This is a genomic window from Novosphingobium sp. BL-S-21, assembly GCF_055521655.1.
This window is the reverse complement of record NZ_CM145496.1, coordinates 272,092-294,320: the sequence shown is the minus strand read 5'-3', so window position 1 is coordinate 294,320 and position 22,229 is coordinate 272,092. Positions and strand designations below refer to the sequence as shown.

The 22,229-nt window shown below is 66.1% G+C and carries 21 protein-coding genes and 3 tRNA genes; 13 read left to right on the top strand and 11 right to left on the bottom strand.

The genetic code is table 11. From position 1 onward, the window contains the following. Positions 1-4: 4 nt before the first annotated feature. The 7 genes from ACZ1J6_RS09770 (at position 5) to ACZ1J6_RS09740 (ending at position 7,465) form a co-directional block, all read left to right on the top strand. Positions 5-703, top strand: coding sequence for an A24 family peptidase (locus tag ACZ1J6_RS09770; RefSeq protein WP_465128070.1), 699 nt, complete (start codon positions 5-7; stop codon positions 701-703). A gap of 159 nt (positions 704-862) precedes the next feature. After that, positions 863-1,882, top strand: coding sequence for a Flp pilus assembly protein CpaB (cpaB, locus tag ACZ1J6_RS09765; protein ID WP_314468177.1), 1,020 nt, complete (start codon positions 863-865; stop codon positions 1,880-1,882). Between the two features lie 59 nt (positions 1,883-1,941). Continuing rightward, the gene (locus ACZ1J6_RS09760) at positions 1,942-3,465 is read left to right on the top strand and encodes a type II and III secretion system protein family protein (protein WP_431568014.1); all 1,524 of its coding nucleotides are present in this window, start codon (positions 1,942-1,944) and stop codon (positions 3,463-3,465) included. Positions 3,466-3,479: 14 nt separating this feature from the next. Beyond that, the gene (locus tag ACZ1J6_RS09755) at positions 3,480-4,142 is read left to right on the top strand and encodes a CpaD family pilus assembly protein (RefSeq protein ID WP_431568013.1); all 663 of its coding nucleotides are present in this window, start codon (positions 3,480-3,482) and stop codon (positions 4,140-4,142) included. A gap of 3 nt (positions 4,143-4,145) precedes the next feature. After that, positions 4,146-5,432 (top strand): pilus assembly protein CpaE, encoded by a 1,287-nt coding sequence (locus ACZ1J6_RS09750; RefSeq protein WP_132262263.1) that lies wholly within the window; start codon positions 4,146-4,148, stop codon positions 5,430-5,432. A gap of 28 nt (positions 5,433-5,460) precedes the next feature. Next, entirely contained in the window at positions 5,461-6,432 is a 972-nt protein-coding gene (locus ACZ1J6_RS09745; RefSeq protein ID WP_134092722.1) for a type II secretion system F family protein, read from the top strand. A 19-nt stretch (positions 6,433-6,451) separates the two neighbouring features. Further along, positions 6,452-7,465, top strand: a complete 1,014-nt coding sequence (locus ACZ1J6_RS09740; RefSeq protein WP_132262259.1) for a type II secretion system F family protein — start codon at positions 6,452-6,454, stop codon at positions 7,463-7,465. 2 nt (positions 7,466-7,467) lie between these two features. Here ACZ1J6_RS09740 and ACZ1J6_RS09735 read toward each other — a convergent pair whose 3' ends face one another. The 3 genes from ACZ1J6_RS09735 to ACZ1J6_RS09725 form a co-directional block, all read right to left on the bottom strand. Continuing rightward, complete coding sequence (locus tag ACZ1J6_RS09735; protein ID WP_431568012.1) at positions 7,468-8,976, bottom strand: hypothetical protein; 1,509 nt, start codon at positions 8,974-8,976, stop codon at positions 7,468-7,470. 183 nt (positions 8,977-9,159) lie between these two features. Beyond that, on the bottom strand, positions 9,160-9,768 hold the full coding sequence (folE, locus tag ACZ1J6_RS09730; protein WP_132262257.1) for a GTP cyclohydrolase I FolE: 609 nt from the start codon (positions 9,766-9,768) through the stop codon (positions 9,160-9,162). Next, complete coding sequence (locus tag ACZ1J6_RS09725; protein WP_431568011.1) at positions 9,765-11,300, bottom strand: phospholipase D-like domain-containing protein; 1,536 nt, start codon at positions 11,298-11,300, stop codon at positions 9,765-9,767. Before ACZ1J6_RS09725 ends, folE begins: the two co-directional genes overlap by 4 nt. A gap of 393 nt (positions 11,301-11,693) precedes the next feature. On the opposite strand from ACZ1J6_RS09725, the gene ACZ1J6_RS09720 reads away from it, so the two are divergent. Beyond that, positions 11,694-12,299 carry a hypothetical protein gene (locus ACZ1J6_RS09720; RefSeq protein ID WP_132262253.1) on the top strand — a complete coding sequence of 202 codons (606 nt, stop codon included), beginning with the start codon at positions 11,694-11,696 and terminating at the stop codon, positions 12,297-12,299. 158 nt (positions 12,300-12,457) lie between these two features. Here the strand turns inward: ACZ1J6_RS09720 and ACZ1J6_RS09715 are convergent. From ACZ1J6_RS09715 to ACZ1J6_RS09700, 4 genes are all read right to left on the bottom strand, one after another. Continuing rightward, a tRNA-Arg gene (locus ACZ1J6_RS09715) sits at positions 12,458-12,534 on the bottom strand. A gap of 43 nt (positions 12,535-12,577) precedes the next feature. Then, a tRNA-Arg gene (locus tag ACZ1J6_RS09710) sits at positions 12,578-12,654 on the bottom strand. Positions 12,655-12,696: 42 nt separating this feature from the next. After that, positions 12,697-12,773, bottom strand: a tRNA-Arg gene (locus tag ACZ1J6_RS09705). Positions 12,774-12,817: 44 nt separating this feature from the next. Continuing rightward, positions 12,818-13,270 carry a (deoxy)nucleoside triphosphate pyrophosphohydrolase gene (locus ACZ1J6_RS09700; protein WP_465128069.1) on the bottom strand — a complete coding sequence of 151 codons (453 nt, stop codon included), beginning with the start codon at positions 13,268-13,270 and terminating at the stop codon, positions 12,818-12,820. Between the two features lie 97 nt (positions 13,271-13,367). Between ACZ1J6_RS09700 and ACZ1J6_RS09695 the strand changes: the two genes are divergently transcribed. Both ACZ1J6_RS09695 and ACZ1J6_RS09690 read left to right on the top strand, forming a co-directional pair. Beyond that, complete coding sequence (locus ACZ1J6_RS09695; protein WP_431568009.1) at positions 13,368-13,556, top strand: Flp family type IVb pilin; 189 nt, start codon at positions 13,368-13,370, stop codon at positions 13,554-13,556. Between the two features lie 126 nt (positions 13,557-13,682). Beyond that, the gene (locus tag ACZ1J6_RS09690; protein ID WP_465128068.1) at positions 13,683-13,871 is read left to right on the top strand and encodes a Flp family type IVb pilin; all 189 of its coding nucleotides are present in this window, start codon (positions 13,683-13,685) and stop codon (positions 13,869-13,871) included. Between the two features lie 210 nt (positions 13,872-14,081). On the opposite strand, the gene ACZ1J6_RS09685 is transcribed toward ACZ1J6_RS09690, so the two are convergent. The 4 genes from ACZ1J6_RS09685 to ACZ1J6_RS09670 all read right to left on the bottom strand — a co-directional run bounded on the left by ACZ1J6_RS09685 (position 14,082) and on the right by ACZ1J6_RS09670 (position 18,643). Then, positions 14,082-15,587: a M48 family metalloprotease gene (locus tag ACZ1J6_RS09685; protein ID WP_431568007.1), complete on the bottom strand. Its 1,506-nt coding sequence runs from the start codon at positions 15,585-15,587 to the stop codon at positions 14,082-14,084. Between the two features lie 79 nt (positions 15,588-15,666). After that, entirely contained in the window at positions 15,667-16,545 is an 879-nt protein-coding gene (locus tag ACZ1J6_RS09680) for a tyrosine recombinase (protein ID WP_431568006.1), read from the bottom strand. Positions 16,546-16,550: 5 nt separating this feature from the next. Further along, positions 16,551-18,473, bottom strand: coding sequence for a hypothetical protein (locus ACZ1J6_RS09675; RefSeq protein ID WP_431568005.1), 1,923 nt, complete (start codon positions 18,471-18,473; stop codon positions 16,551-16,553). Further along, the gene (locus tag ACZ1J6_RS09670; protein WP_166675155.1) at positions 18,470-18,643 is read right to left on the bottom strand and encodes a hypothetical protein; all 174 of its coding nucleotides are present in this window, start codon (positions 18,641-18,643) and stop codon (positions 18,470-18,472) included. The genes ACZ1J6_RS09675 and ACZ1J6_RS09670 overlap by 4 nt, the downstream gene beginning before the upstream one ends. Before the next feature lie 58 nt (positions 18,644-18,701). Here ACZ1J6_RS09670 and ACZ1J6_RS09665 point away from each other — a divergent pair, with 58 nt between their 5' ends. The 3 genes from ACZ1J6_RS09665 to ACZ1J6_RS09655 all read left to right on the top strand — a co-directional run bounded on the left by ACZ1J6_RS09665 (position 18,702) and on the right by ACZ1J6_RS09655 (position 22,127). Further along, on the top strand, positions 18,702-19,289 hold the full coding sequence (locus ACZ1J6_RS09665) for a shikimate kinase (protein WP_132262242.1): 588 nt from the start codon (positions 18,702-18,704) through the stop codon (positions 19,287-19,289). Then, a complete protein-coding gene (gene aroB / locus ACZ1J6_RS09660) occupies positions 19,280-20,392 on the top strand; it encodes a 3-dehydroquinate synthase (protein WP_431568004.1) in 1,113 nt (370 codons plus the stop codon). Before ACZ1J6_RS09665 ends, aroB begins: the two co-directional genes overlap by 10 nt. Positions 20,393-20,732: 340 nt before the next feature. After that, the gene (locus ACZ1J6_RS09655; RefSeq protein ID WP_134092713.1) at positions 20,733-22,127 is read left to right on the top strand and encodes a peptide MFS transporter; all 1,395 of its coding nucleotides are present in this window, start codon (positions 20,733-20,735) and stop codon (positions 22,125-22,127) included. Positions 22,128-22,229 lie beyond the last annotated feature (102 nt).

The following is a 22,229-nucleotide window of genomic DNA, read 5'->3' as shown; positions in this document are numbered from 1 at the left end:
ACGAATGCCGGGCGGAGCCTTTTCGTATGCATTGCTGCTGGCATTGGCAATCGCCCTGCTTGTCGCAGCCTTCACCGATCTCAAGCGCCGGGAGATCGACAATACGCTCAATCTCGCGATTGCCTTGGCCGCGCCGTTCTGGTGGTGGTCGATCGGGCTGGGCTGGGCCGACATGGCCTGGCAGCTTGGCCTGGCGCTGATCACTTTTGTCGTCGCATGCCTGCTGTTTGCACTGCGCCAGATGGGCGGCGGCGACGTCAAGCTGCTGACCGCGCTGGCGCTGTGGTTTGCGCCTGCCGGTTTCGGCCAGGTCATCGTCCTCATGGCCATGATCGGCGGCGGAGCCTCGATCGCCATGGCCGCCTTCAACATGGAACGGCGGCCCGGCGAGGCGATGCGCGACGCGCTCGGCTGGATCGTCGCCCTGGGCTGGGTCTTCGCTGCGGGCGCGGTGGTTCTTGCGCTGGCCATGCACCGCCCGGTGATCTCACCCGACCAGCTCGGCGCCGTGCACGCTGCCATTCCCCAGGCGTGGCTGCTGGCACTCATCGCGCTGGCCGTGGTCGCGCTGTTCCTGTTCGGCTTCCGCCACATCATGCGCCGCCAGAAGTCGCGCCTGCCCATTCCCTACGGCGTGGCCATCTCGGCGGCGGCGCTCTGGGTGATGGGCGAGCAGGTGCTTTCCAGCGCGCTTGTTCGATGAACTCGATTTTAACCATTTTACGCGATTCTACTGACACTTGCCCAGTCACGAACGCAGTGACTTCGGGCGCAGGGGTTTCGCACAGGGCGTTTCTGACGCCGCATTTCGGCCTTCGGGGCGGCGCCTGCCGCTCCAGGGCTTTCAGGGGGTCGCTTAGACATGGATAGGAAGAAGCTGGTGCTGCTGGTTGCCGCGCTGCTGATAGCAGTGGTGACGGCAATGGGCGCCCGCTCGATGTTCGCCGGTTCGGCAGCGCCCCAGGCGCAGGCCGTGGCGACCGCCCAGCCGACCGGACCCAAGGTCCTCGTCGCCCAGCGCGCCCTGCCCGTGGGCACGATCATCACCGCCGACGCCGTCTCCTATCAGGACTGGCCGAAGGAGCTGGTGAAGGATGCCTACTTCATCGACGGTCAGGCCGACATGCAGAAGCTGCTCGGCACCGTGGTCCGCTTCCAGATCACCGCCGGACAGCCGGTAACCCAGGGCGCCCTCGTCGCGCCGGGCGACCGCGGCTTCCTGGCCGCCGCCCTCGGGCCGGGCATGCGCGCGGTGACCATTCCCGTCTCCGCCAAGACCGGCGTCGGCGGCTTCGTCTTCCCCGGCGACCACGTTGACCTCGTGCTCACCCAGCAGGTCACCGGCAACGACGGCGGTCAGGCCCTGCGCGCATCGGAAACGATCCTGCGCAACTTGCGCGTACTCGCCACCGACCAGGCCACCGACAACGAAGTGGTGGACGGCAAGACGGTGGTCCACGCCTTCAGCACGGTCACGCTCGAAGTGACGCCGCGCATTGCCGAAAAGGTGGCCGTGGCGCAGGAAATCGGCACGCTCAGCCTCTCGCTGCGCGCCATCGCCGACAACCAGGGCGAATTCGAGCGCATCCTCGCCAGCGGCGACGTCAAGGTGCCGGAAGGCGCCACCCGCGAACAGGAGGAGCAGCTCATGCGCAATGCCATGAACCGCCCCATCGAAGGCACCTCTACTTATATGACCGGCGGTGACGTCTCGCGCTTCCAGCGCTCCAGCCGCCCGGCCACCGGCCCCGAAGTGGCGGCCCGCACCGTTCCGGTCGTCGGCGCCCCCCAGACCGCTTCCGCAGCGCCCGTTCGTACCGGCCCCGTCGTGCGCGTCACGCGCGGCAAGGACACGACCGAAGAACCCGTCGGCAGCCACTGATGACCCGCCCGCAGAACGCATTCTCCGCAAAGCGCATCCATCCGACGAAGGGTCTCACGATGCAACCGCGCCTTCTCAAGTCCCTGCTGATCGCGGCCTGCGCGCTGGCGCCGATCGCGGCCGCCGCGCCCGCCTGCGCGCAGTCGATCGTCCATCCCGCGCAGGACCTCTCGCTGTCGATCGGCAACGGCCAGCTCATCAACGTGCCTGGCGCCATGGCCGACGTCTTCGTTGCCAATGACGCGGTGGCCGACGTGCAGGTCAAGTCCGCGCGCCAGCTCTACGTCTTCGGCAAGGCCGGCGGCACCACCACGGTCTATGCCAGCAACGCGGCAGGCGCCGTGATCTGGTCTGCCACCATCCGCGTCGGTTCGAACCTCGACAGCGTGGACGCCATGCTGCGCCTGGCCATGCCGGAAGCGAAGATCGGCGTCTCGACGATGGGTTCCAGCACTTTCCTGCTGACCGGCACCGTCAAGACCCCGGAAGACGCCGCGGAAGCAGAGCGCCTCGTCCAGGCCTATGTCGGCAAGGATGCCAATGTCATCAGCCGCCTGCGCATGGCGACCCCGCTGCAGGTCAACCTCCAGGTCCGCATCGCGGAAGTGAGCCGCTCGCTGGTCAAGTCTCTGGCCGTGAACATGGCCACCATCGACGGCACCGGCGGCTTCAAGTTCGGCATCGGGCAGGGAACCGTCAACGAATTCCATCCCGGCCGCGCCATGGGTGTCGGCGGAGACGTCTCCATCACCTTGCCCGATGGAACGACGGTTCCCGGCAGCAGCGTCACCACCAACACGGCCGGCAGCACGCTGGCTGCGGCAGGCAAGCTGTTCGGCGTGAACATCCTCGGTTCGCTCGACGCCGGCGAGACCATCGGCCTCGTCACCACCCTCGCCCAGCCGAACCTGACCGCGCTGTCGGGCGAAACGGCTGAATTCCTGGCGGGCGGCGAATATCCGATCCCCATCAGCCAGGCGCTCGGCACCACGTCGATCGAATACAAGAAATACGGCGTCAGCCTTAGCTATTCGCCGGTCGTCCTCGCCAATGGCCGCATCTCGATGCGCGTCCGCCCGGAAGTCTCCGAACTGTCGAGTCAGGGCGCCGTCAATTTCAATGGCTACGAGGTTCCCGCCCTCACCGTGCGGCGTACCGAGACCACCGTGGAACTCGGCTCCGGCCAGAGCTTCATGATCGCCGGCCTGCTGAGCAACAATTCCTCCAATACCATCCAGAAGCTGCCGGGCGCCGGCGACCTGCCGATCCTGGGTTCGCTGTTCCGCTCCACCAGCTACAAGCGCGGCGAGACCGAACTGGTGATCGTGGTGACGCCCTACCTCGTCAATCCGGTCGACGCCTCCCAGATCGCGCTGCCGACCGACGGCTTCAACGCCCCGAACGACTTGCAGCGCCTGCTCGGCAACATGGAAAACGACGGCACCAGCGGCAAGAAGCGCTCGGAAGCCGTGAGCGGCGCCGCTGCCGCCCCGGGAGCGAGCGATGCCTCCACCGCGCCCGCCACGTCCGGCAAGCGCTCGGCCGCCGATACCGCCGTTCGCCCCGGCTTCAGCCTGAACTGAGAAAGATGAACCCGATGTCCAACCAGATCGCGCGTCGTCCCGGCCTCGGCCGTCTCGCTGCCGGCTCGCTCGTCCTCTCGTTCGGCCTCCTCCTTACCGGTTGCGGCGGCATGCCCACCAACCGTTCGATGAACAGCGTGCATCAGCCCGTGATCGAGCGCGTCAACTACACGCTGGACGTGCGCACCGACGGCTCGGGCCTCGGGTCCGGGGAGCAGGGACGGCTGGCCGGCTGGTTCGAGGCCATGGGCCTCAAATACGGCGACCGCATCTTCGTGGACGATCCCTCGGGCAATCCCGGCGTCCGCAGCGCCGTGGAAGCCGTGGCCGGACGCTATGGCCTGATCCTCACCGAGGGCGCGCCGGTCACTGAAGGCTATGTCGATGCCGGCAATGCGCGGATCGTCGTCGCCCGCACCAAGGCTTCGGTGCCGGGTTGCCCGGACTGGTCCGCCCATAACGACTTCAATCCCAACAACGGCCTCACCAGCAACTACGGCTGCGCCACCAATGCCAATATCGCGGCCATGGTCGCCAATCCCGAAGACCTGGTGCACGGCGCCCAGTCGACCGGCGAAACCACCGTCATGAGCGCGTCCAAGGCGATCGAGGCTTATCGCAGCGCCACTCCCACGGGCGGCAACACCGTCGCCGCCACCTCCAGCAAGGCGAACTGAGCCATGAACGCACCCTGGAAATCCGGCGGCCCCGGCGGCCGCGACCAGTTCGCCGCCTATATGTGCGACGAGGCATCGCTCGACGTGCTGCGCCCCATTGCGCTCGAAATGGGCTGGCAGCCGGAGAAGTGCAACAAGGGCGGCCTGCGCAACGCGGTCCAGTCGCTGTCGATCACCGCAAGCCCGAACATCCTCCTGGTGGACCTGTCGGAAAGCGGCGACCCGCTGAACGACATCAATGCTCTGGCCGAAGTCTGCGAGCCCGGCACCGTCGTCATCGCGGTGGGCCAGGTGAACGACGTGCGCCTCTACCGCGACCTGCTGGCCAGCGGCATTCAGGACTATCTGCTCAAGCCCCTCTCCCCCGGCACCGTGCGCGATACGCTGGCGCAGGCGCAGGCCGTGTTCTCGGCCCCGCGCGGCCATGAGCCCGGCGCGGCCAAGTCCCACCTTTCCACGGCCGTGATCGGCACGCGCGGCGGTGTCGGTGCCTCCACCTTGGCGACATCGCTTGCCTGGCTGTTCAGCGCGGACGAAAAGCTGCCGACCGCCCTGCTCGATCTCGACATCCATTTCGGCACCGGCGCGCTCTGCCTCGACCTTGAGCCCGGCCGCGGCCTGACCGACGCGATCGAGAACCCCAGCCGCATCGACGGCCTGTTCATCGAACGCGCGATGATCCGCGCCAACGACAACCTGGCGATCCTCTCGGCCGAAGCCCCCATCGGCACGCCGCTGATGACCGACGGCGCGGCCTTCGTGCAGCTTGAGGAAGAATTCCGCCAGGCCTTCGAGATGACGGTCATCGATCTGCCGCGCAACATGCTGATCAACTTCCCGCAGCTTCTGGCCAATGTGAACGTGGTCGTGCTGGTCGTGGAACTGACGCTGGCCTCGGCCCGCGATACGATCCGCATGCTCTCCTGGCTCAAGGCCCATGCCCCGCATGCCCGCGTGCTCGTGGTCGCCAACAAGATCCAGCCCAGCCTGGCCGAGATCACCAAGGCCGATTTCGAAGCCTCGATCGAAACCCCGGTGCAGATTGCCATCCCCTACGACCTCAAGGCCGCATCGATGGCCGCGAAGCTGGGCCAGACATTCGCCGACACCAACCGCACCAACCGGGCCGGTGCCGCAATCCGCGACCTGTCGCGCCTGATCCTCGAAGAGACCGGAGAGGCCCGCTCGGCACCGGGTGGTCCTGCCGCCAAGCCTTCGCTGCTCGGCAAGCTCGACCTCAAGGCTTTCATGGGCAAGGCCGCGGCGAAGAAGGAAACGGCCCCCCGCTGAGGGGCCACGTAAGGGGCGAAAAGCAGCCATGAACATGATGCAGTTGCTGCTGCTGGCGATCGGCCTGACGAGCGCGGTGGCGCTTGTCTGGGTCGCCTTCTCCGGCCCTTCGCCAGCCAAGGAATCGACGCGCCGGCTGAAGTCGGTGCGCTACCGCCATTCGCAGAGCACGACCGACCGCGTCGAGGCGCAGATGCGCAAGGCCGTGGCTGCGCGCCGCCCGAAAATGCACAAGACCGCGGGTTCGGGCTCGCGGATCGACGCCCTGGCCCTGCGCCTGCACCGCTCGGGCGTGAGCTGGTCGCTGAACCAGTACCTCTACGTTTCCGGCGGCGTCGGCCTCTTCGTCACGCTGCTGGTACTGCTCAAGACCAAGGCGCTCATCCTGGCGCTGGCCTTCGGGCTGTTCATGGGCGCGGGCATTCCGCATTTCGTGCTCAACAAGCTCATCTCGCGGCGCACCAACGCGTTCAACGCCAAGTTCCCCGATGCCATCGAACTGCTTGTACGCGGCCTGCGCTCGGGCCTGCCGGTCACCGAGACGCTCGGCGTCGTCGCCAAGGAAGTGCCCGGCCCGGTGGGCGAGGAGTTCAAGCTCGTCACCGAACGCATCAAGATCGGCAAGACCATGGAGGATGCCCTCCAGGACACTTCCGACCGTCTCGACATCCCGGAATTCGCCTTCTTCTGCATCACGCTGGCCATCCAGCGCGAGACCGGCGGCAACCTGGCCGAAACCCTGGCGAACTTGTCCGACGTGCTGCGCAAGCGCTCGCAGATGAAGCTCAAGATCCGCGCCATGAGCTCGGAATCCAAGGCCTCGGCCTATATCGTGGGCTCCCTGCCCTTCATCGTCTTCGGCATGATCTGGTGGATCAACCCCGGCTACATCGGCAAGTTCTTCACGGACGACCGCCTGATCGTGGCGGGCATGGGAGGCGCGGTCTGGATGGGCATCGGCGCCTTCATCATGGCCAAGATGGTCAGTTTCGAGATCTGAGCGAAAGATAGACGGTCCGATGCCAAACCAACCTGCCGGTCCCACCCTTCTCGGTTTCGACGTCATCATGGTCGGCACGCTGCTCGCGGCCGTCGCGGCGGCGGCCGTGCTGCTGGCGATCTATGCCGCGGTCACCGTGCGCGATCCCATGGCCAAGCGCGTCAAGGCGCTCAACCAGCGCCGCGAAGCGCTCAAGGCCGGGATCGCCACCGCCCCGCGCAAGCGCCAGAGCGTCGTGCGCAGGAACGAGACGACCGATCGCATGGGCGCCTTCCTCGGCAAGCTGAAGATGCTGCAGGACAGCCAGCTTCGCACCATCGAGCAGAAGCTGGCCCAGGCCGGCATCCGCAACAAGGAATGGGCGGTCGCGGTGGTCTTCGCGCGCCTCGTCGCGCCAATCCTGATGGGCGGCACCGCTGCTCTGGTGATCTACGGGATCGACTACTTCCCGCAATGGAGCAGCTTCAAGAAGTTCATGGGCTTCGCGGGGATGCTGATCGCCGGCTACAAGGGGCCGGATATTTTCATCAAGAACATGGTCACCAAGCGCACTGACGCCATCCGCAAGGGCCTTCCGGACGCGCTCGACCTGCTGGTGATCTGTGCCGAGGCCGGCCTGACGGTCGACGCAGCGTTCGACCGTGTCGCCCGCGAACTCGGCCGCGCCTATCCCGAACTGGGCGAGGAATTCTCGCTCGCCTCGATCGAACTGTCGTTCCTCACCGAACGCCGGCAGGCATTCGAAAACCTTGCCTACCGCGTCAATCTCGACGCCATGCGCGGCGTCGTCACCACCATGATCCAGACCGAGCGCTACGGCACGCCGCTGGCTTCGGCCTTGCGCGTCCTATCCGCCGAATTCCGCAACGAACGGATGATGCGCGCCGAGGAAAAGGCAGCCCGACTGCCCGCGATCATGACCGTGCCGCTGATCCTGTTCATCCTGCCGACGCTGTTCATCGTCATTCTCGGCCCAGCCGCCTGCTCGATCGCCGATGCCTTCTCGGGCGGCGAGCCCCACGCGCCGAAGTAGAGCTAGCGGCGCTGCGACGGGCGGCGGGGGACATAGACGACCACGCCGTCCGGCCCGCGATAGACCCGCTGCCAGCGCCGCGACCGGGCGAGTTCCCCCGCCAGCGGCGCATTGTGCTCCTCCTGGATGAGGAACGCGGCCGGATGCCACTTGGCGATCACGTCGACGAGGGGAACGTAGCCGTTCTCGATCCCGCCGTTGTACTGCCACTCCTCGCGCGCGTAGCGATAGTAGCGACCGTCATAAGCGACGTGCCAGGCCGGCCAGCCCGCGTCGATGACAGGGCCGCCATAAGGGAAATCGGCGTAGATGGTGCCGTGTACGTCAAGCGTCTTCAGATAAGCGATGGCGCCGAGCGGCAGAGTAGGCGCAAAGCGCGTCGGTGCCACGATCGGCGTGATCGCCGCCACGAACAGCACGGCGGCTGCGGCCAGACCCCGCGGCGCGGCGCGTTGGGTGCTCCCGCACTCTTCGCTCCCTGTCACGGCCCGCGTCATGGCCCGCGCGATCACCGGAACGAGCGCAAGGGCCCAGAACAGCACGAAGCGATAGGCAGTCGCCGTCAGGATGAAGAGAGCCAGCGCCAGCAACAGTTCGCGCAGCTCATGGCGCTCCTGCTGGCGCAGGACAAGGAACAGGGCAACGATGGCCACGGCCAGGACCGGCACGGCGTTGGTCCAGTTGCCCTCGATCCAGAGCGGGCGCCATTCGCTGGCGCCGATCGCAAGGCTCATCTCGGCATTCTTCGCCGAAATGGCCAGGATCGAGACGCCGTCAGGCGTGGCGAAGACCGCGCCGATCGCGGCCAGGCTCAGGATCGCCGGGCCGATTGGCAAGGGACGGCTGCGGTCGCGCAGCCAGGCAAGGAGGCCAAGGGCCGTCTGGATGCCCAATGCGAGCGCGCCGACGCTGACCGAGGGATGCAGGTTCTGCCAGAGCAGGAGCAAGGGCACGCCCAGCGCGATGGCCGGGAGCGGTCGCAATTCGAGGCGCTGCAGCGCCAGGAGCAGACCGAAACAGAGCGAGGCGTAGCTCTGCGGCCGAATGCTGGCCGTCTCGACTGCAGCGATGAACGGCAGCACGAGCGCGGCGGCGACCGCCAGCCTGGAGGCGCCCCGCAGGCGGCAGGCAGCCGCGACCGCCCAGAACCCGCCGAGCCAGCATAGCGAATCGTAGATCCGCAGCCCGTCCCAGCCGCCGATGGCGCGAACGAAGGCCATGCTGGCCTGCGCCAGCCAGCCGATGGCCGGCAGAGGCTCGCCCAGATGCAGCGCGGCGAAGGGCTCGCGCGAGATCGGGCCGCCATGGGCAAGGATGATCTCGCCCAGCTTGAGCTGCCAGAAAATGTCGACATCCCAGACCCGGCGGAGCAGCAGCACGGCGAGCATTGCCGCCGGCACGAGCGCCGCGGCCCAATGCGCCCAGGACACTTGCGCTGTCGTCCTGGCTTCGGCCGTGGGGGCCGCGGCGGCGACCGGCCGTCCTTCGCTCGTCTCGATCCGTCCGCTCACCTTGTCCCCCGGCTCATGCCCCGCGCATGCCCATCACCTGCATGGCACGCGCTTTCCTTCACCGCAGCGCGAGAGGCTGTTCAAGCCCCCTGCGCTGCGGAAGCGGGGATAATCGGGTTCGGACGGCTATCCCGAACGTTGGCACCGGACAAGGCCGCGCTCAGCGTGGCCGAAATGCCCGGCTCAGTAGCCCATCAGGCTGAGCACTTCCTTGCGGCTGCGTTCGTCGTCGAGGAAAGTCCCCATCATGCGGCTGGTGATCATGCTGACGCCCGGCGTACGCACGCCGCGCGCGGTCATGCAGGCATGGCTGGCCTCGATCACCACCGCCACGCCCTGCGGCTGGAGATGGTCCCAGATGCACTGCGCCACTTCGGCGGTCAGTCGCTCCTGGATCTGGAGGCGGCGCGCGAAACCGTGCAGCACGCGGGCCAGCTTGGAAATGCCCACGACGTGGTCCTTGGGCAGATAGGCGATCGCCGCCTTGCCGATGATCGGCGCCATGTGGTGTTCGCAGTGCGACTGGAAGGGAATGTCCTTCAGCAGCACCACTTCGTCATAGCCGCCCACTTCCTCGAACACGCGGCTGAGGTGGATCGCCGGATCCTCGCCATAGCCCTGGCAATATTCCTTCCAGGCGCGGGCCACGCGCTTGGGCGTATCGATCAGCCCTTCGCGCGCGGGATCGTCTCCGGCCCACTCGATCAGCGTGCGGATGGCCTGCTGCACATGGTCGGGGACGGCCGGCTTGCCCAGCGGGTTGTCCTCGTCGGGACCGTCAAGGCTGCTCATCCCTTCTTACTCCTTCGCAATCTGTCCATGAGGCGCAGCCGCATGAGCTGCCCCTTGCGGCGGAAGAGACCGCGCCGCTCGATCGGCTCGAACATCTCTCCGGGTCGTTCCGGGTCGAGCAGAGCACTTTCACCCAGCGCTCTTTCAGCTTCGGAGAGATGTTTCAAGGGCAAGGGTTCCAGATGTTTGCCCGTGGGCACAAGGCTTTCGACCGCCGCCAGCATCGAGCCATGGCGATCCAGCGCCTCGGCGATGGTCTCTTCGGTCACGCCGCAATGCTCGGCGAGCAGGCGATGGCGCAAACCCGCGATCGCCGGCGAGACATGGGCGTTGGCAGGCCGCGCCGCATCGATGAAGACATCGCATTCGGAATCGAGCCCCATCGAACGGTTGTTCATGTTCGCCGAACCCACCCGCAGCACTTCGTCATCGATGATCATGAGCTTGGCATGGACATAGATCGGCGTGCCGTCCGCGGCGACCGGATAGTAGATGCGGAAGCGACCGGCACGGTCCGCCTCGCCCAGCGTCCGCACCAGTTCGACGCGCGCGGTATCCATCGCCACCTGCTCCAGCCAGCCGTCCGCCGTCAGCGGATTGACGATCAGGAACTCCGGCGGATCGTCTTCCAGCAGCCGTTCGCAGATCGCCTCGGCTATCGCGCGCGAGGCGAAATACTGAGTTTCGGCATAGACGAAGCGGCGGGCGCGGCGGATCTGCTCCACGAACAGGGCCTCGATCTCGCTGACCTGGGGGCACTCGCCATATTCGGCGCGGGTCCGGGCAATGCCGACTTCCACATTCTCGAATTCGGCGCGGAGCTTGTCAGGCCAGGGGCTGAAGTCCTGCGGCACGCAAGGCGCGATCTCCGCACCGCCCGCAACCTTCCAGCGCTCGCGCCCCAATTCGCCCAGCGCGGCGGCCACTTCGCCCTCCATCACCATCGTCACGTCGTGCCAGGGGCCATAGAGCCCTCCGGTCGGGCGGCGGCGCCGAGGGTCCTTGGGCAGATGGTCCGGGGTGTCCCAGCGATCGGAAGTCATGTCGATACCGCCGCACGCCGCGAAGACATCGTCCACCACCACGATTTTCTGATGGTGGCTGCAGCCGATCGGATGCGCACCGTCGAACTTGAAATCGATTCGCGCCTGCAGCGCCCAGCGGATCAGGTCGAAGACCATCGTCCCGCGAAAGAGCGACTTCACGAGCGAGATGTTCCACTTGAGCAGCAGGATCTCCAGCCGGGGGTTCGACTTGACCAGCCAGATGATGAAGGAACCGAGCCGCGCGGGAAATTTCTGGCGCCGCCCGCGTTGCCACCAGCGGCGGCCCGAGGCGAGCAGGATCCGCGAATCGAAATCCCAGCCGATCAGGAAGATGCGTTGCCGGGCTTCTTCCATCACGCCGCGCATCAGTTCGAAATAGTCGGCCGCGTCGATCACCACATAGGCGCGCTTCGCCATGGCGTAGCGCCAGACCGATGGCGAAGCCGCTGGGTCCTGGCCTCCCCCGTTAGCCGAGTTTTGTATCATCACTTACCTTGCTGGATCAGCCGTCGCCCGCGATCAAGGGTTGAGATCGAGGGATGTTCCGAAGGGCATTTGTCCGACATGTGACACGACCCGCCGCCCCTGAAACCTGCGAATGGCCGATTTCCGCCACTTCACCGTAAAAAAGAGCCGCTTTGACGGTTGATCCGGCACCGTTCAGCGGCCATTCCGTTGCAAGTGTGCAACATGCACCGTCAAAGTCCGTTCCTTCCCAGTGCTAACCCACGCGGAACGGGCTTCCAGCTTTCGGGTTGGAACAAATCGTCCGGGTCGTGAATTTTCCGGACCACCATTCACGCTTCCGCAGCGATTGCGCGTCGGAAGCCTCCGAGCCGGAACCGTTGGGTCGGTTCCCGCATCGAGAAGGAGTATGCCATGAAGAAATCTCTCATCGCCGCCGCGATCGCCGCCGCGACCTTGTCCCCGGTGACCGTCATGGCTCAGGGCACGGCTGCTGCCGCCACCGCCGCCCCGACGGTAGGTGCCAAGGTCTATGCCCCCGATGGCTCCGAAGTCGGTACCGTGGAAGCGGTCCAGAACGGTGTCGTCACCGTGAACACGGGCACGGCCCGCGCCGGCCTGCCCGGCACCGCTTTCGCCATGCGCGAAAAGGGCCTGACCATCGGCATGAACAAGGCCGACCTCGAAGCCGCCGTGAACGGCGCCAAGGCTGAGAGCAGCGCCGAACTCGCCACCGCCTTCGTGGCCGACAAGCCGATCAAGAGCAGCGACGGCGTCGTTCTCGGCACCGTGAGCAAGGTCGAAGGCGACGACGTCTTCGTGGCGCTCAACAACGGCTCGGTCGCCCAGCTCAAGAAGTCCTACTTCGGCCTCGGCGCAGACAAGTCGCTGACGCTCGGCATGACGTCCACGGCGTTCAACTCGCAGCTGCAGGCCAGCGCCGGCGGCCAGCCGGGTGCGGATGCCCAGGCTGCTCCCTCGGCCACTGCCGCCGCGGGCGAGACCCCCAGCGGCCAGTAATCGCCTGAGGGCAATCTGATCGAAAGGCCGGGAGCGCAGCTGCGTTTCCGGCCTTTTTCGTTTCAGTCTGATCCGGCCTCTCAGCCCGCCTGGTATCGCAGATACGAAAAACCCCGCTGGAGCCAGGCTCCGCGGGGTTTTCAGTGCATTGGTGCAAGTGGTGCGCCCGGAGCGATTCGAACGCCCGACCCTCAGATTCGTAGTCTGATGCTCTATCCAGCTGAGCTACGGGCGCACAATTTGCCCTATGTGGTGCCATTCCCTGCCGAAGGAGAGAATGGTGCGCCCGGAACGATTCGAACGTCCGACCCTCAGATTCGTAGTCTGATGCTCTATCCAGCTGAGCTACGGGCGCAAATGTCATTCTCCAACCAAAGACCATACCCCCGAAGGAGAATGGTGCGCCCGGAACGATTCGAACGTCCGACCCTCAGATTCGTAGTCTGATGCTCTATCCAGCTGAGCTACGGGCGCGTTGGAGAGGCGCCAATAGGAGCGCTTCGCCTTGCCGTCAACGCCTATATCGCGTTCTGCGCCAAGATTGTGGATAAGGCTGCGGCGAGCGGATAGTCGAGCGGCGGCATGTCGAGACCCGGGATCTCGCCGGGCATGTACCAGCCCAGCGCTTCGGCCTCATGGGCCTCCGGCTCGCCCTCCCAGGCACGGCACGCATAAAGAAGAATGACGATGGCACGGCCGCCCCCGCTCTTGGCCCTGACCTTGGCAGCCTCGTCTCCGGACGGCAGGCTCCCCGGCCCGCTCGCGAAGCCCACCGGCATGAGCGCTTCCGGCGCCAGCGCCACGCCCAGCTCTTCATGCAGCTCTCGCGCGGCAGCCATCTCGGGCGTCTCGCCTGCCTCGACTTTGCCGCCGGGGAACTCCCAGAGCCCGCCGTGTTGCGACGCCAGAGCCCGCTGCTGCATCAGCACGCGCCCGTCCGCGCGTAGCAGAGCCACGGCGACGACCAGCAAGGGTGTAAGGAAATTTTCCAGGGAAACGCCCTCCTTTAGGAACTCTTTAACGCTAAGTCGCTAATTCAATCAATGATTGGGGGCATTGCAAGTATTCATGACAGAATCATCATTTCTTGCCCGCCTTCTTCGAGATGAAGATGGCGCCACTGCAATAGAGTATGGCCTGATTCTGGCCATGATCGTCCTTGCCATACTTGTCGCGCTCAACAGCCTTGCATCGGAAACGATCGCCTTGTGGGCATCCGTCAGTGATAAGTCTGCAGCGGCTACATCCGGTCAGTAATTACTTTCTCTGTTTAAGTTTTTTTCAACACTTCCAGCCTAGATCCCAATCTGTCCAAAGCGCCGAAGCGAGTGCCTGGCGGGGCGGACCGGGTACACAAGACTGCTTTCATTCAGGAGACATGACATGAAGTTTCTCGCCAAGCTGCGCCGCAACGAAGAAGGCGCCACCGCAATCGAATACGGCCTGATCGCCGCTCTGATCGCCGTCGCCGCGATCGCCGCCATGCAGGGCCTGGGTTCGAACCTTAAGACGACGTTCACCAAGACCTCGACCGCGATCGAAGGCGGCAACACCGCATCTGAGAGCGAATAATAGCTCCATAAGCAATTCTAGAGGGCGGCGGGGAAACCTGCCGCCCTTTTTTATAAGTCGTATGTTTGAGGCCAACGCCGCGATCTACCTTAGCCGACGTCATCCTGAACTTGTTTCGGGATCCACCGCGGGCCATGAACCGCGGCGTCTTGTGCGGCACACATCCTGAAATAAGTTCAGGACAACGCTGGCAATTACCGAAACTAGGCTTCAATACGTCACCAGCTTCACCCGCTGCCCCGGAACCAGCCGCGCACCGCTCCCCAGTCCGTTGAGCACCAGAAACCGCTCCACGGCCCCATCGCTGTACGCCATGCGCGATGCCAGCGACTGCACGGTGTCGCCAGCCTTTACAGTCACGACCGCCAGCCTTCGCGGCTTGACTTGGCCCGCCTCGCCTGCGGAAATCCGGCGCATGCTCTTGAACATCGCGTTGAACGCGCCCGCGCCGCCGACGCGCGTGATCGTCAGGAAGTGATAGGCCTTGCCGCCGCCGAAGTCGTAGGCGAACACGGCCACATCCACCGGACCGCTGGACGCCTGCACTTGCGCCACGCCATAGGCCGCCGGAATGCCGTTCACGTTCGCGCTCTCGATGCTGGACGGCACGATCCGCGCCTGCCCTGATTCGGTGAGGCTGGAAAACACGGTCTGGATATAAGCATCCAGTCCCGTCCCCATCGGTCCGCCCGAGAACTGCGCCTTCCCCGAATCGCCGTTGATCGAAACCGCCTGGGTTCCATTCACGAGGTAGAACCCCTCGGGCGCCTGGAACGCCAGGCGCAGCTCGGGATGGGTGAAACGGTTGCCGTCGATAATTCCCTGCTTGGGATCGTCGCCGTAGACCAGACCATCGATCCGGGTGAGAAATTCGTCGCGGTTGGTCATGCCCGTCGCCGAGGCGCCTGCCTGGGCCTGCGCATCGCGCACGCGGGAGGCCGGGTCCGGGTGCGTTGAGGCCCACTGCGGAACCTGATTCGATGTGCCGCGCAGTTGCGCCTCCAGGGCCGTCTGGCGCGCGAGGCTATCCAGCACGGTCGCCATGGCCCGCGGATCGTAGCCCGCCCGCTTTAGGTAAGTGATGCCAAGCCGGTCCGCTTCCAGCTCCTGACTGCGCGAATATTTCAGCGTCAGCATTTGCGAGCCCTGTGAGGCCAGTTGCTGCCCCAGCCTGCCGAAAGCGCTGTCCCCCAGCAGGACACCCGACAGCAAGGATCCCAGTACGCCCAGCAACTGGTTGCGCGAGGCGGCTTCCTGTCGCTTGGCCGAATGCCGTGCGGCGACATGACCGACCTCATGCCCAAGCACCCCGGCCAGTTCCGCCTCGTTGTTCATCAGGGCCGTGAGCTGACGGGTGACGTAGATATAGCCGCCCGGGATCGCGAAGGCATTGTTCACCGGCGAGTTCAGCAACGTGACGGTAAAGTCGCCGCGCGCGTTCGAAAGGCCGGACTGGATTGCGATGTTCTTGCCGACCTGCTCGACATAACTGGCCTGAGGGCCGGTCACGGCGCCGCCGAATTCGGCGAGGAGATCGGGGTGCGCCTTGGCGCCTTCCGCCTTGTCGGCACGGCTGATGGCGTTGACAGTGGCCGGGCGGGCCGCGGCAGCGACGGCAACGCCTGTCGTGCTTGGCGCCAGGGCCAGCAGCGCGGCGCCCGCGCAAGTCGCGGCGAAAGCGCCCCTGAGCGCCCGAACCGGTTGGTATGCAGACATCTTCTTCCCCTCGGACGATGGCAATTCTTCGCGTTTCTCCCGTGAAGCAACGGGAAGGATAATGCGAGGTTCCCTCCGCTCAGCCGCGCGCCAGTGGATGGCGCGCGTTTACCAGCGCCACCAGCCGCGCGCTGTCGACATGCGTGTAGATCTGGGTCGTCGCGATATCCGCATGCCCCAGCAGCATCTGCAGAACGCGCAGGTCCGCCCCGCCTTCGAGCAGATGCGTCGCAAAGGCATGGCGCAGCACATGCGGAGACACGCGCGTGGGATCGATTTCCGCGCGCACCGCCAGCGCCTTCAGCAATTGAAACAGGCGCACCCGCGTCAGATGGCCGCTTTCCCCGGTGGAGGGGAACAGGAATTTCGACGTGCCGCGTCGTACCGCCAGCCACCGCGAGAGCACCATGCGCGCACGGCCGCTCACCGGCACCATGCGCTGCTGCCCGCCCTTCCCCGTCACATGCAGGAAAGGCGCATCGCGCGGCACCGCGGCGACCGGCAGAGAAACGAGTTCGGTGGCCCGCAGGCCCGAGCCATAGAGCAATTCCAAAAGCGCCAGCAGCCGCACCGCGTCGGAGCGCTCCCCCGCCGCCTCTGCCTCGGCCGTGGCCAGGAACCGCTCCACTTCCGCATGCGAAAGCATACGCGGCAAGGGCCTGCGCGTGCGGGGGCGCGGCAGCGAGCCGGAGGGATCGTCTGCACGCAGGCCCTCGTCCACCAGGAAGCCGTAGAATTGCCGGAGCGCCGAACAGCGGCGCGAAAGGCTGGATGCTGCGAGCCCGGTCCAGGCCTCTCCCAGGCCGGCCAGCGAATCGCCGTCGGCAGCCGCAAGATCGCCCAGCACCTCCTCGGCGGCCGCAAGATCGCGCCGATAGGCGGCGAGCGTGTTGGCCGCGGCCCCGCGTTCGGCCGCCAGCATCGCCAGGAACCGTTCGGCGTGGCTTCCGCCCGCCATCCCGGTCAGGCCCGTGCCACGGCTTCCGCGGCGATCATCCGCGCCTCGGCATCGAGGCCGACCGTGCGAAGCGCAGAGACGATGTGGTAGAGGTAACGCGGCGTCATCCGCTGCCAACTGCTGCCCTGCATGCCGAGACCGACAAGCAGGGCGACGCTGGCGGCATCGCCGTCCGTGGCCGCCTTGTCGATGGCGGCGGTGAAACGGGTCGCGCTGTCCAGCTGCATGCCCCAGTCGCCCGAATAGCGCGAGGCCGCGCCTTCATCGATCCGACCCAGTCCGGCAAGTCCGGCGACAAGGAAGGCGCTGCGGCGCTTGTTCTGGCTGTCGTCGGCCCCGTAATAGGTATCCACCGCGCCCGAATCCACGGCCCGGATACGGCCCGGCGCAGCGAGCGTCAGCAGGCCCCAGCCCTCGCTGCCCGACGCCACGATCGGCGACCAGGCCAGCGCATTGGTATCGTAACCCGCCGAAAGCATCGAGGCGATCAGCGCAGCGGCATCGTCCTCCATGTCCTTGCTCGGCGCAATGCGCGCTGCGGCTGCGGCGGTCAGCACCTGGCGGGCATAGGCAGCCTCCCCGGTCGTGCCGGTCCAGAGGTTCTGCATCGCGGAAAGGCGCGCGCCGGGCGCTTCCAGCGTATAGGCATCGCGCAGGCTTTCTGCGCGCTTCTGCCATTCGCCGGTCACTTCGGGATCGGCATAGACCTGCGAATAGAGGTCGACCATCGCGGCATTGGAAAGCACGCCGCTGGCCGCCGCCCGGTCGGCGGCAATGGCCCGGCGCTCCAGGCCGACCATCGGCGCAAGCGCGGTGGCATAGTCGTACATCCGCCCGGCGCCGGACATGGCGCTATCGGGCGGGGTGAGACCAACGCCGATCGCCAGGCCGTAGCGCCAGGGCGTCATCGTATCGACGCCGTCCCACTCGATCGTCACGGCCTTGCGTGAACGTCCCGCAGCGCCTGCGTACTTCTGCGCGAGCAGCGAATCGATCCGCGGCATCTTGCCGCTGACGCGGGCCCGCTCCAGCCGGGCGAGCGCGGCGGCGCCACTGCCCCGGAAGGCATCGCAGATCGACTGCGCGGCGCTCCATTCGGCAGTGTCGTCCTGCATGCCCTGGATCGAGAGCACCGGGCACATGCCGGTGAAATCGGCCGTGCGCTGGTAGATGTCGAAGGCCTCGCGGGTAATACCCGGCGTGAAGTTCGAGATATCCAGCCCCTGCAGGACCGCGCGGGCGGCGTCCGTTTCGCCCATCCGAATCAGCAGGCCTACGCGAAGGCCGAGGAATTGCTGCGGGCTCATGCCCGGCGGCGCCTGGAGCCGCGAGGCGAGCGCGCGGCGCAGCAGGATATGCCCCCAGCGCGAGACCAGCGCCCCGCGATTGGCGGCGATGGCGGTCTGCACCAGATAGGGGTTCTGGGCGGAGAGCGAAGCTGCGGCCATCCCGCCCTCGCTCTCGTCGACCAGACCGATCTGCTCCATCGAGCGGCGAGCGCCCGCCGGCATGTCGAGATCGAGCTTGTCGGTCAGCAACTGTTCGAAGGCCTCGGGCGACATGCCCTGCAGTTCTTCAAGCGTGGGCATGCGCGTGAGCGTGCTCTTGCCGCTGGCGTCGGTCGTCACGAAGCCGCTGGTGGGAAAGCTCGGCGCATCCTCCACCGGCAAGGCCTGGATCACCGGGGTCGAAACCGAGCGCGGCGCGCTCGACGGCGATGCCGGTGCGGCGACCGAAGGGCTTGCCGCCGGGCGACTGGAAGGCCGCGGCGGCGCAGCAGGCGCGGCGCTTGGCGTGGCGCGCGCGGGCGGTTCGTCGAACATCTTCGGCAGTAGCGATTCGGGCGCATCCTGCGCCACTGCCCACACCGAAGTCAGCGCCAGCGAAACGCCGGCCAGCAGATGCCAGGACCGTACACCCAGGCTCATCGGGGCAGCTCCGGCACCGGAATCGGCTCGACGATATCGCGCACCGGCGAACGGCCGCCGTCCGACCATGCCCAGGCGCCCAAAAGGACCGCCCCCAGGACTGCCACCGGAGCGACGATGGAAACGGCAGCCACGCCTGAGAACTTGCGCCTGCGTTTTTGTATCGTCACTCGCCTTCCTTCACCGATGCTTGCGCTGCGACCTAGCGCAACTATAGGCGATGGAGCAATGGACGTTCAACAAACCCGGTTTTCCGCGCAGGAAATTGCCGCACTCGCGCGGCGCATCGATCGCCCCATCGTGCTGGTGGGTATGATGGGCGTGGGCAAGTCCAGCGTGGGCAAGCGGCTCGCGACGCTTCTCGAATGTCCTTTCGTGGACGCCGATGAGGAAATCGAGCGTTCCGCGCAGATGACCATCCCGGAAATCTTCGAAACCTACGGCGAATCCTACTTCCGCGACGGCGAGCGCCGGGTGATCTCCCGCCTCATCGAATCCGGGCCGGATTCCAGGGTCGGACGCTGCGTGATCGCCACGGGCGGCGGCGCGTTCTGTAATGAGATCACGCGGCAGCTGATCCTGGACAAGGCCATCACGGTCTGGCTCGACAGCGAAGTGGAAACCCTGGTCGAGCGCACCGCGCGCAAGGACAACCGCCCCCTGCTCAAGGGCGGCGACCCGCACGAGATACTCGGCAGGCTGCGCGACGACCGGCGGCCGCACTATTCGCAGGCCCCGATCCATGTGCTCAGTCACAGCGGGCCGCACGTCCAGACGATCAACAACGTCCTGCAGGGAATTTCGCAATGGCTGTAATCCCCGTCGATATCGCCGGCCGCCCTTACGAAGTGCGCGTCGGCGCCGGCCTCCTGGCCGAACTCGTCCCGCAGTGCCGCGGCCTCCTGCGCAAGCGCGGCGTGCCGATCATCACCGACGTCAATGTCCACGCCGCCTGGGGCGCCGTGGTAGAGGCCAACCTGCGCGAAAACGGCCATGAGCCGCACTGGCGCATCCTGCCCGCCGGAGAGGCCACCAAGTCCTGGGAAGAACTGGCCGCCACCGTGAACTGGCTGCTCTCGCTGGAAGTGGAGCGCGGCGATCACATCCTCGCGCTGGGCGGCGGTGTCATCGGCGATCTCACCGGCTTCTGCGCCGCCGTGCTCAAGCGCGGCTGCAAGTTCATCCAGGTGCCGACCACGCTGCTGGCCCAGGTCGATTCGAGCGTGGGCGGCAAGACCGCGATCAACACGCCCGCCGGCAAGAACCTCGTCGGTGCCTTCCACCAGCCTTCGCTCGTCCTGGCCGACCTCTCCGCGCTGGAAACGCTGCCAGAGCGAGACTTCCTGGCCGGTTATGCCGAAGTGGTGAAGTACGGCCTCATCGACGATGCCGACTTCTTCGCCTGGTGCGACACCAACGCGGCCGCCATGATCGCCGGCGACAGCCAGTTGCGCGAATATGCGGTGGCCCATTCCGTGGCGAGCAAGGCCCGCATCGTTGCCGAAGATGAGTTCGAGACCACCGGCAAGCGCGCGCTGCTCAATCTCGGCCACACGTTCGGCCATGCGCTGGAGGCCGAGACCGGCTTTTCCGACCGCCTGCTCCACGGCGAAGGCGTGGCGCTCGGCATGGTGCTGGCCGCACGCTATTCCGCGCGCCGCGAACTCATGCCGCGCGCCAGCGCCGAGCATATCGCCCGTCATATCGGGGAGATCGGCCTGCCTGCCGGGCTTGCGCGGCTGGGTCTGGACTGCGACGGCACCCGCCTGGTCGATCACATGCTCCATGACAAGAAGATGGACGCGGGCACCCTGCCCTTCCTGCTGCTCAAGGGAATCGGCCAGACCTACCTCGACAAGCAGGTTTCGCTGGAGGACGTCGCCGCCTTCCTCGACGAGGAACTCGCCCGCCCGGACTGACCGGCTCTTGGCAAACCACGCCCGACCGACTGATTTCACTCGCAAATGTTCCGATGTCCCGTGCCTCGCGCGCGGTGACTGCCGAAACCCGATGCCTCTCCGCACGTTCTGATTCTGTCCCGCCACGCGGGAATGTGGCGCCGATCGCAAACCCTTTTTTGGGAGGTCCGGGGGCGTACGGGAAGGCGACAGGTCGATCGGGTCTGTCGCCTTTTCCCGTTTGAAGAGAGGCGCTTGGGCCTCGCAGGCCGTGCAATCCTTGGCCTGGCGTGACATTACCATGACGCGCCACTATGGTGCGCGCTTGGATAACAAAAGTACCGGGCCGCACCAGACCGCCATGACACTTTCCGAAGCCACTCCCGAACTCGACTTCCCCGAGGAAATCGAGCGCAACGACCGCGCATTCCTGGGCCACCCCAAGGGCCTGGGCTATCTCTCCTTCGTCGAGGGATGCGAGCGCTTCTCGTACTATTCGATGCAGACCCTGCTCGTGCTCTACATGGTGAAGTACCTGCTGCTGCCGGAGAACGTCGGCAAAGTCGCCGGCCTGTCCTGGCTGCGCGGCTGGCACTACGCCGGGCTGGAGGGACAGCCGCTGGCTTCGGCGATCTTCGGCGACTACACCTCGCTCGTCTACCTGACCCCGATCCTGGGCGGCATCGTCGCGGACCGCTGGCTGGGCCGCAAGGCCACCCTGATCGCGGGCGCCGTGGTCATGTCGCTCGGCCACTTCCTCATGGCGTTCGAGGGCATGTTCCTCTTCGCCCTGATCTCGCTGGTGGTCGGCGTCGGCCTGTTCAAGGGCAATATCGCCAGCCAGGTCGGCGAACTCTACAAGCCCGGCGATTTGCGCCGCGCCATGGCGTTCCAGATCTTCTACATCGCCATCAACGTCTCGGTGATCGTCGCGCCGCTGATCGCGGGCACGCTGGGCGAGGAAGTGGGCTGGCACTACGGCTTCGGCACGGCCGGGATCGTCATGGTGCTGGGCCTCGTCATCTATCTCAAGGCCGGGCACTGGCTGCCCGCCGACAACCGCGCGGCCAAGGGCGACAAGACGCCTCGCTCACGTCTCGCCCGCGGAGACTGGCCGCGCCTCGGCGCGCTGGCCGTGCTGGTGCCGGTGCTCGCCATCGCGATGATGACCAACCAGGAGATCTTCAACGCCTATCTCGTATGGGCGGACGCCAAGTTCCAGCTGACTTTCTTCGGCACCACCCTGCCGACGAGCTGGATGATCACCGTGGATGCGACCCTCAGCTTCTCCATGCTGGTGGCCGTAGCCGCGTTCTGGAAATGGTACGCGGATCGCACCGGCCGCGAGCCCGACGAACTGGGCAAGATGATCATCGGCTCGGTCTTTTCGATCATCGGCGGGTCATGCCTGGTCATCGCCGCCGCAACGGCCGGGGACGCCAGGATCGGCCTGTTCTGGCCGGTCATGTTCCACTTGTTCAATTCGATCGGCTTCGCGCACATCATGCCGGTAAGCCTCGCGCTCTTCACCAAGATCGCGCCGCGCGCGCTCAACGCGACGGTCGTCGGCATCTATTACCTGGCCTTCTTCGGTGCCAACAAGATCGTGGGCGAAGTGGGCGGCTGGTATTCCTCGATGGACACCGTGTCGTTCTGGCTGATCCACGTCGCTGCCGCAGCCGTCGGCCTGATCGCGTTCTCGGCCTTCAAGATCGCGCTGGGCAAGACCCTGGCAGGTGAGCCGGCGCCCGCCTGACAAGGCGGGATCGCCACCCGACTTTCGTCATCGCGCACTTAGCGAAGCGATTCAGGGCGGTTTACACCGCTCCGGATTGCTTCGTGGGCTGCGTCTCCTTGC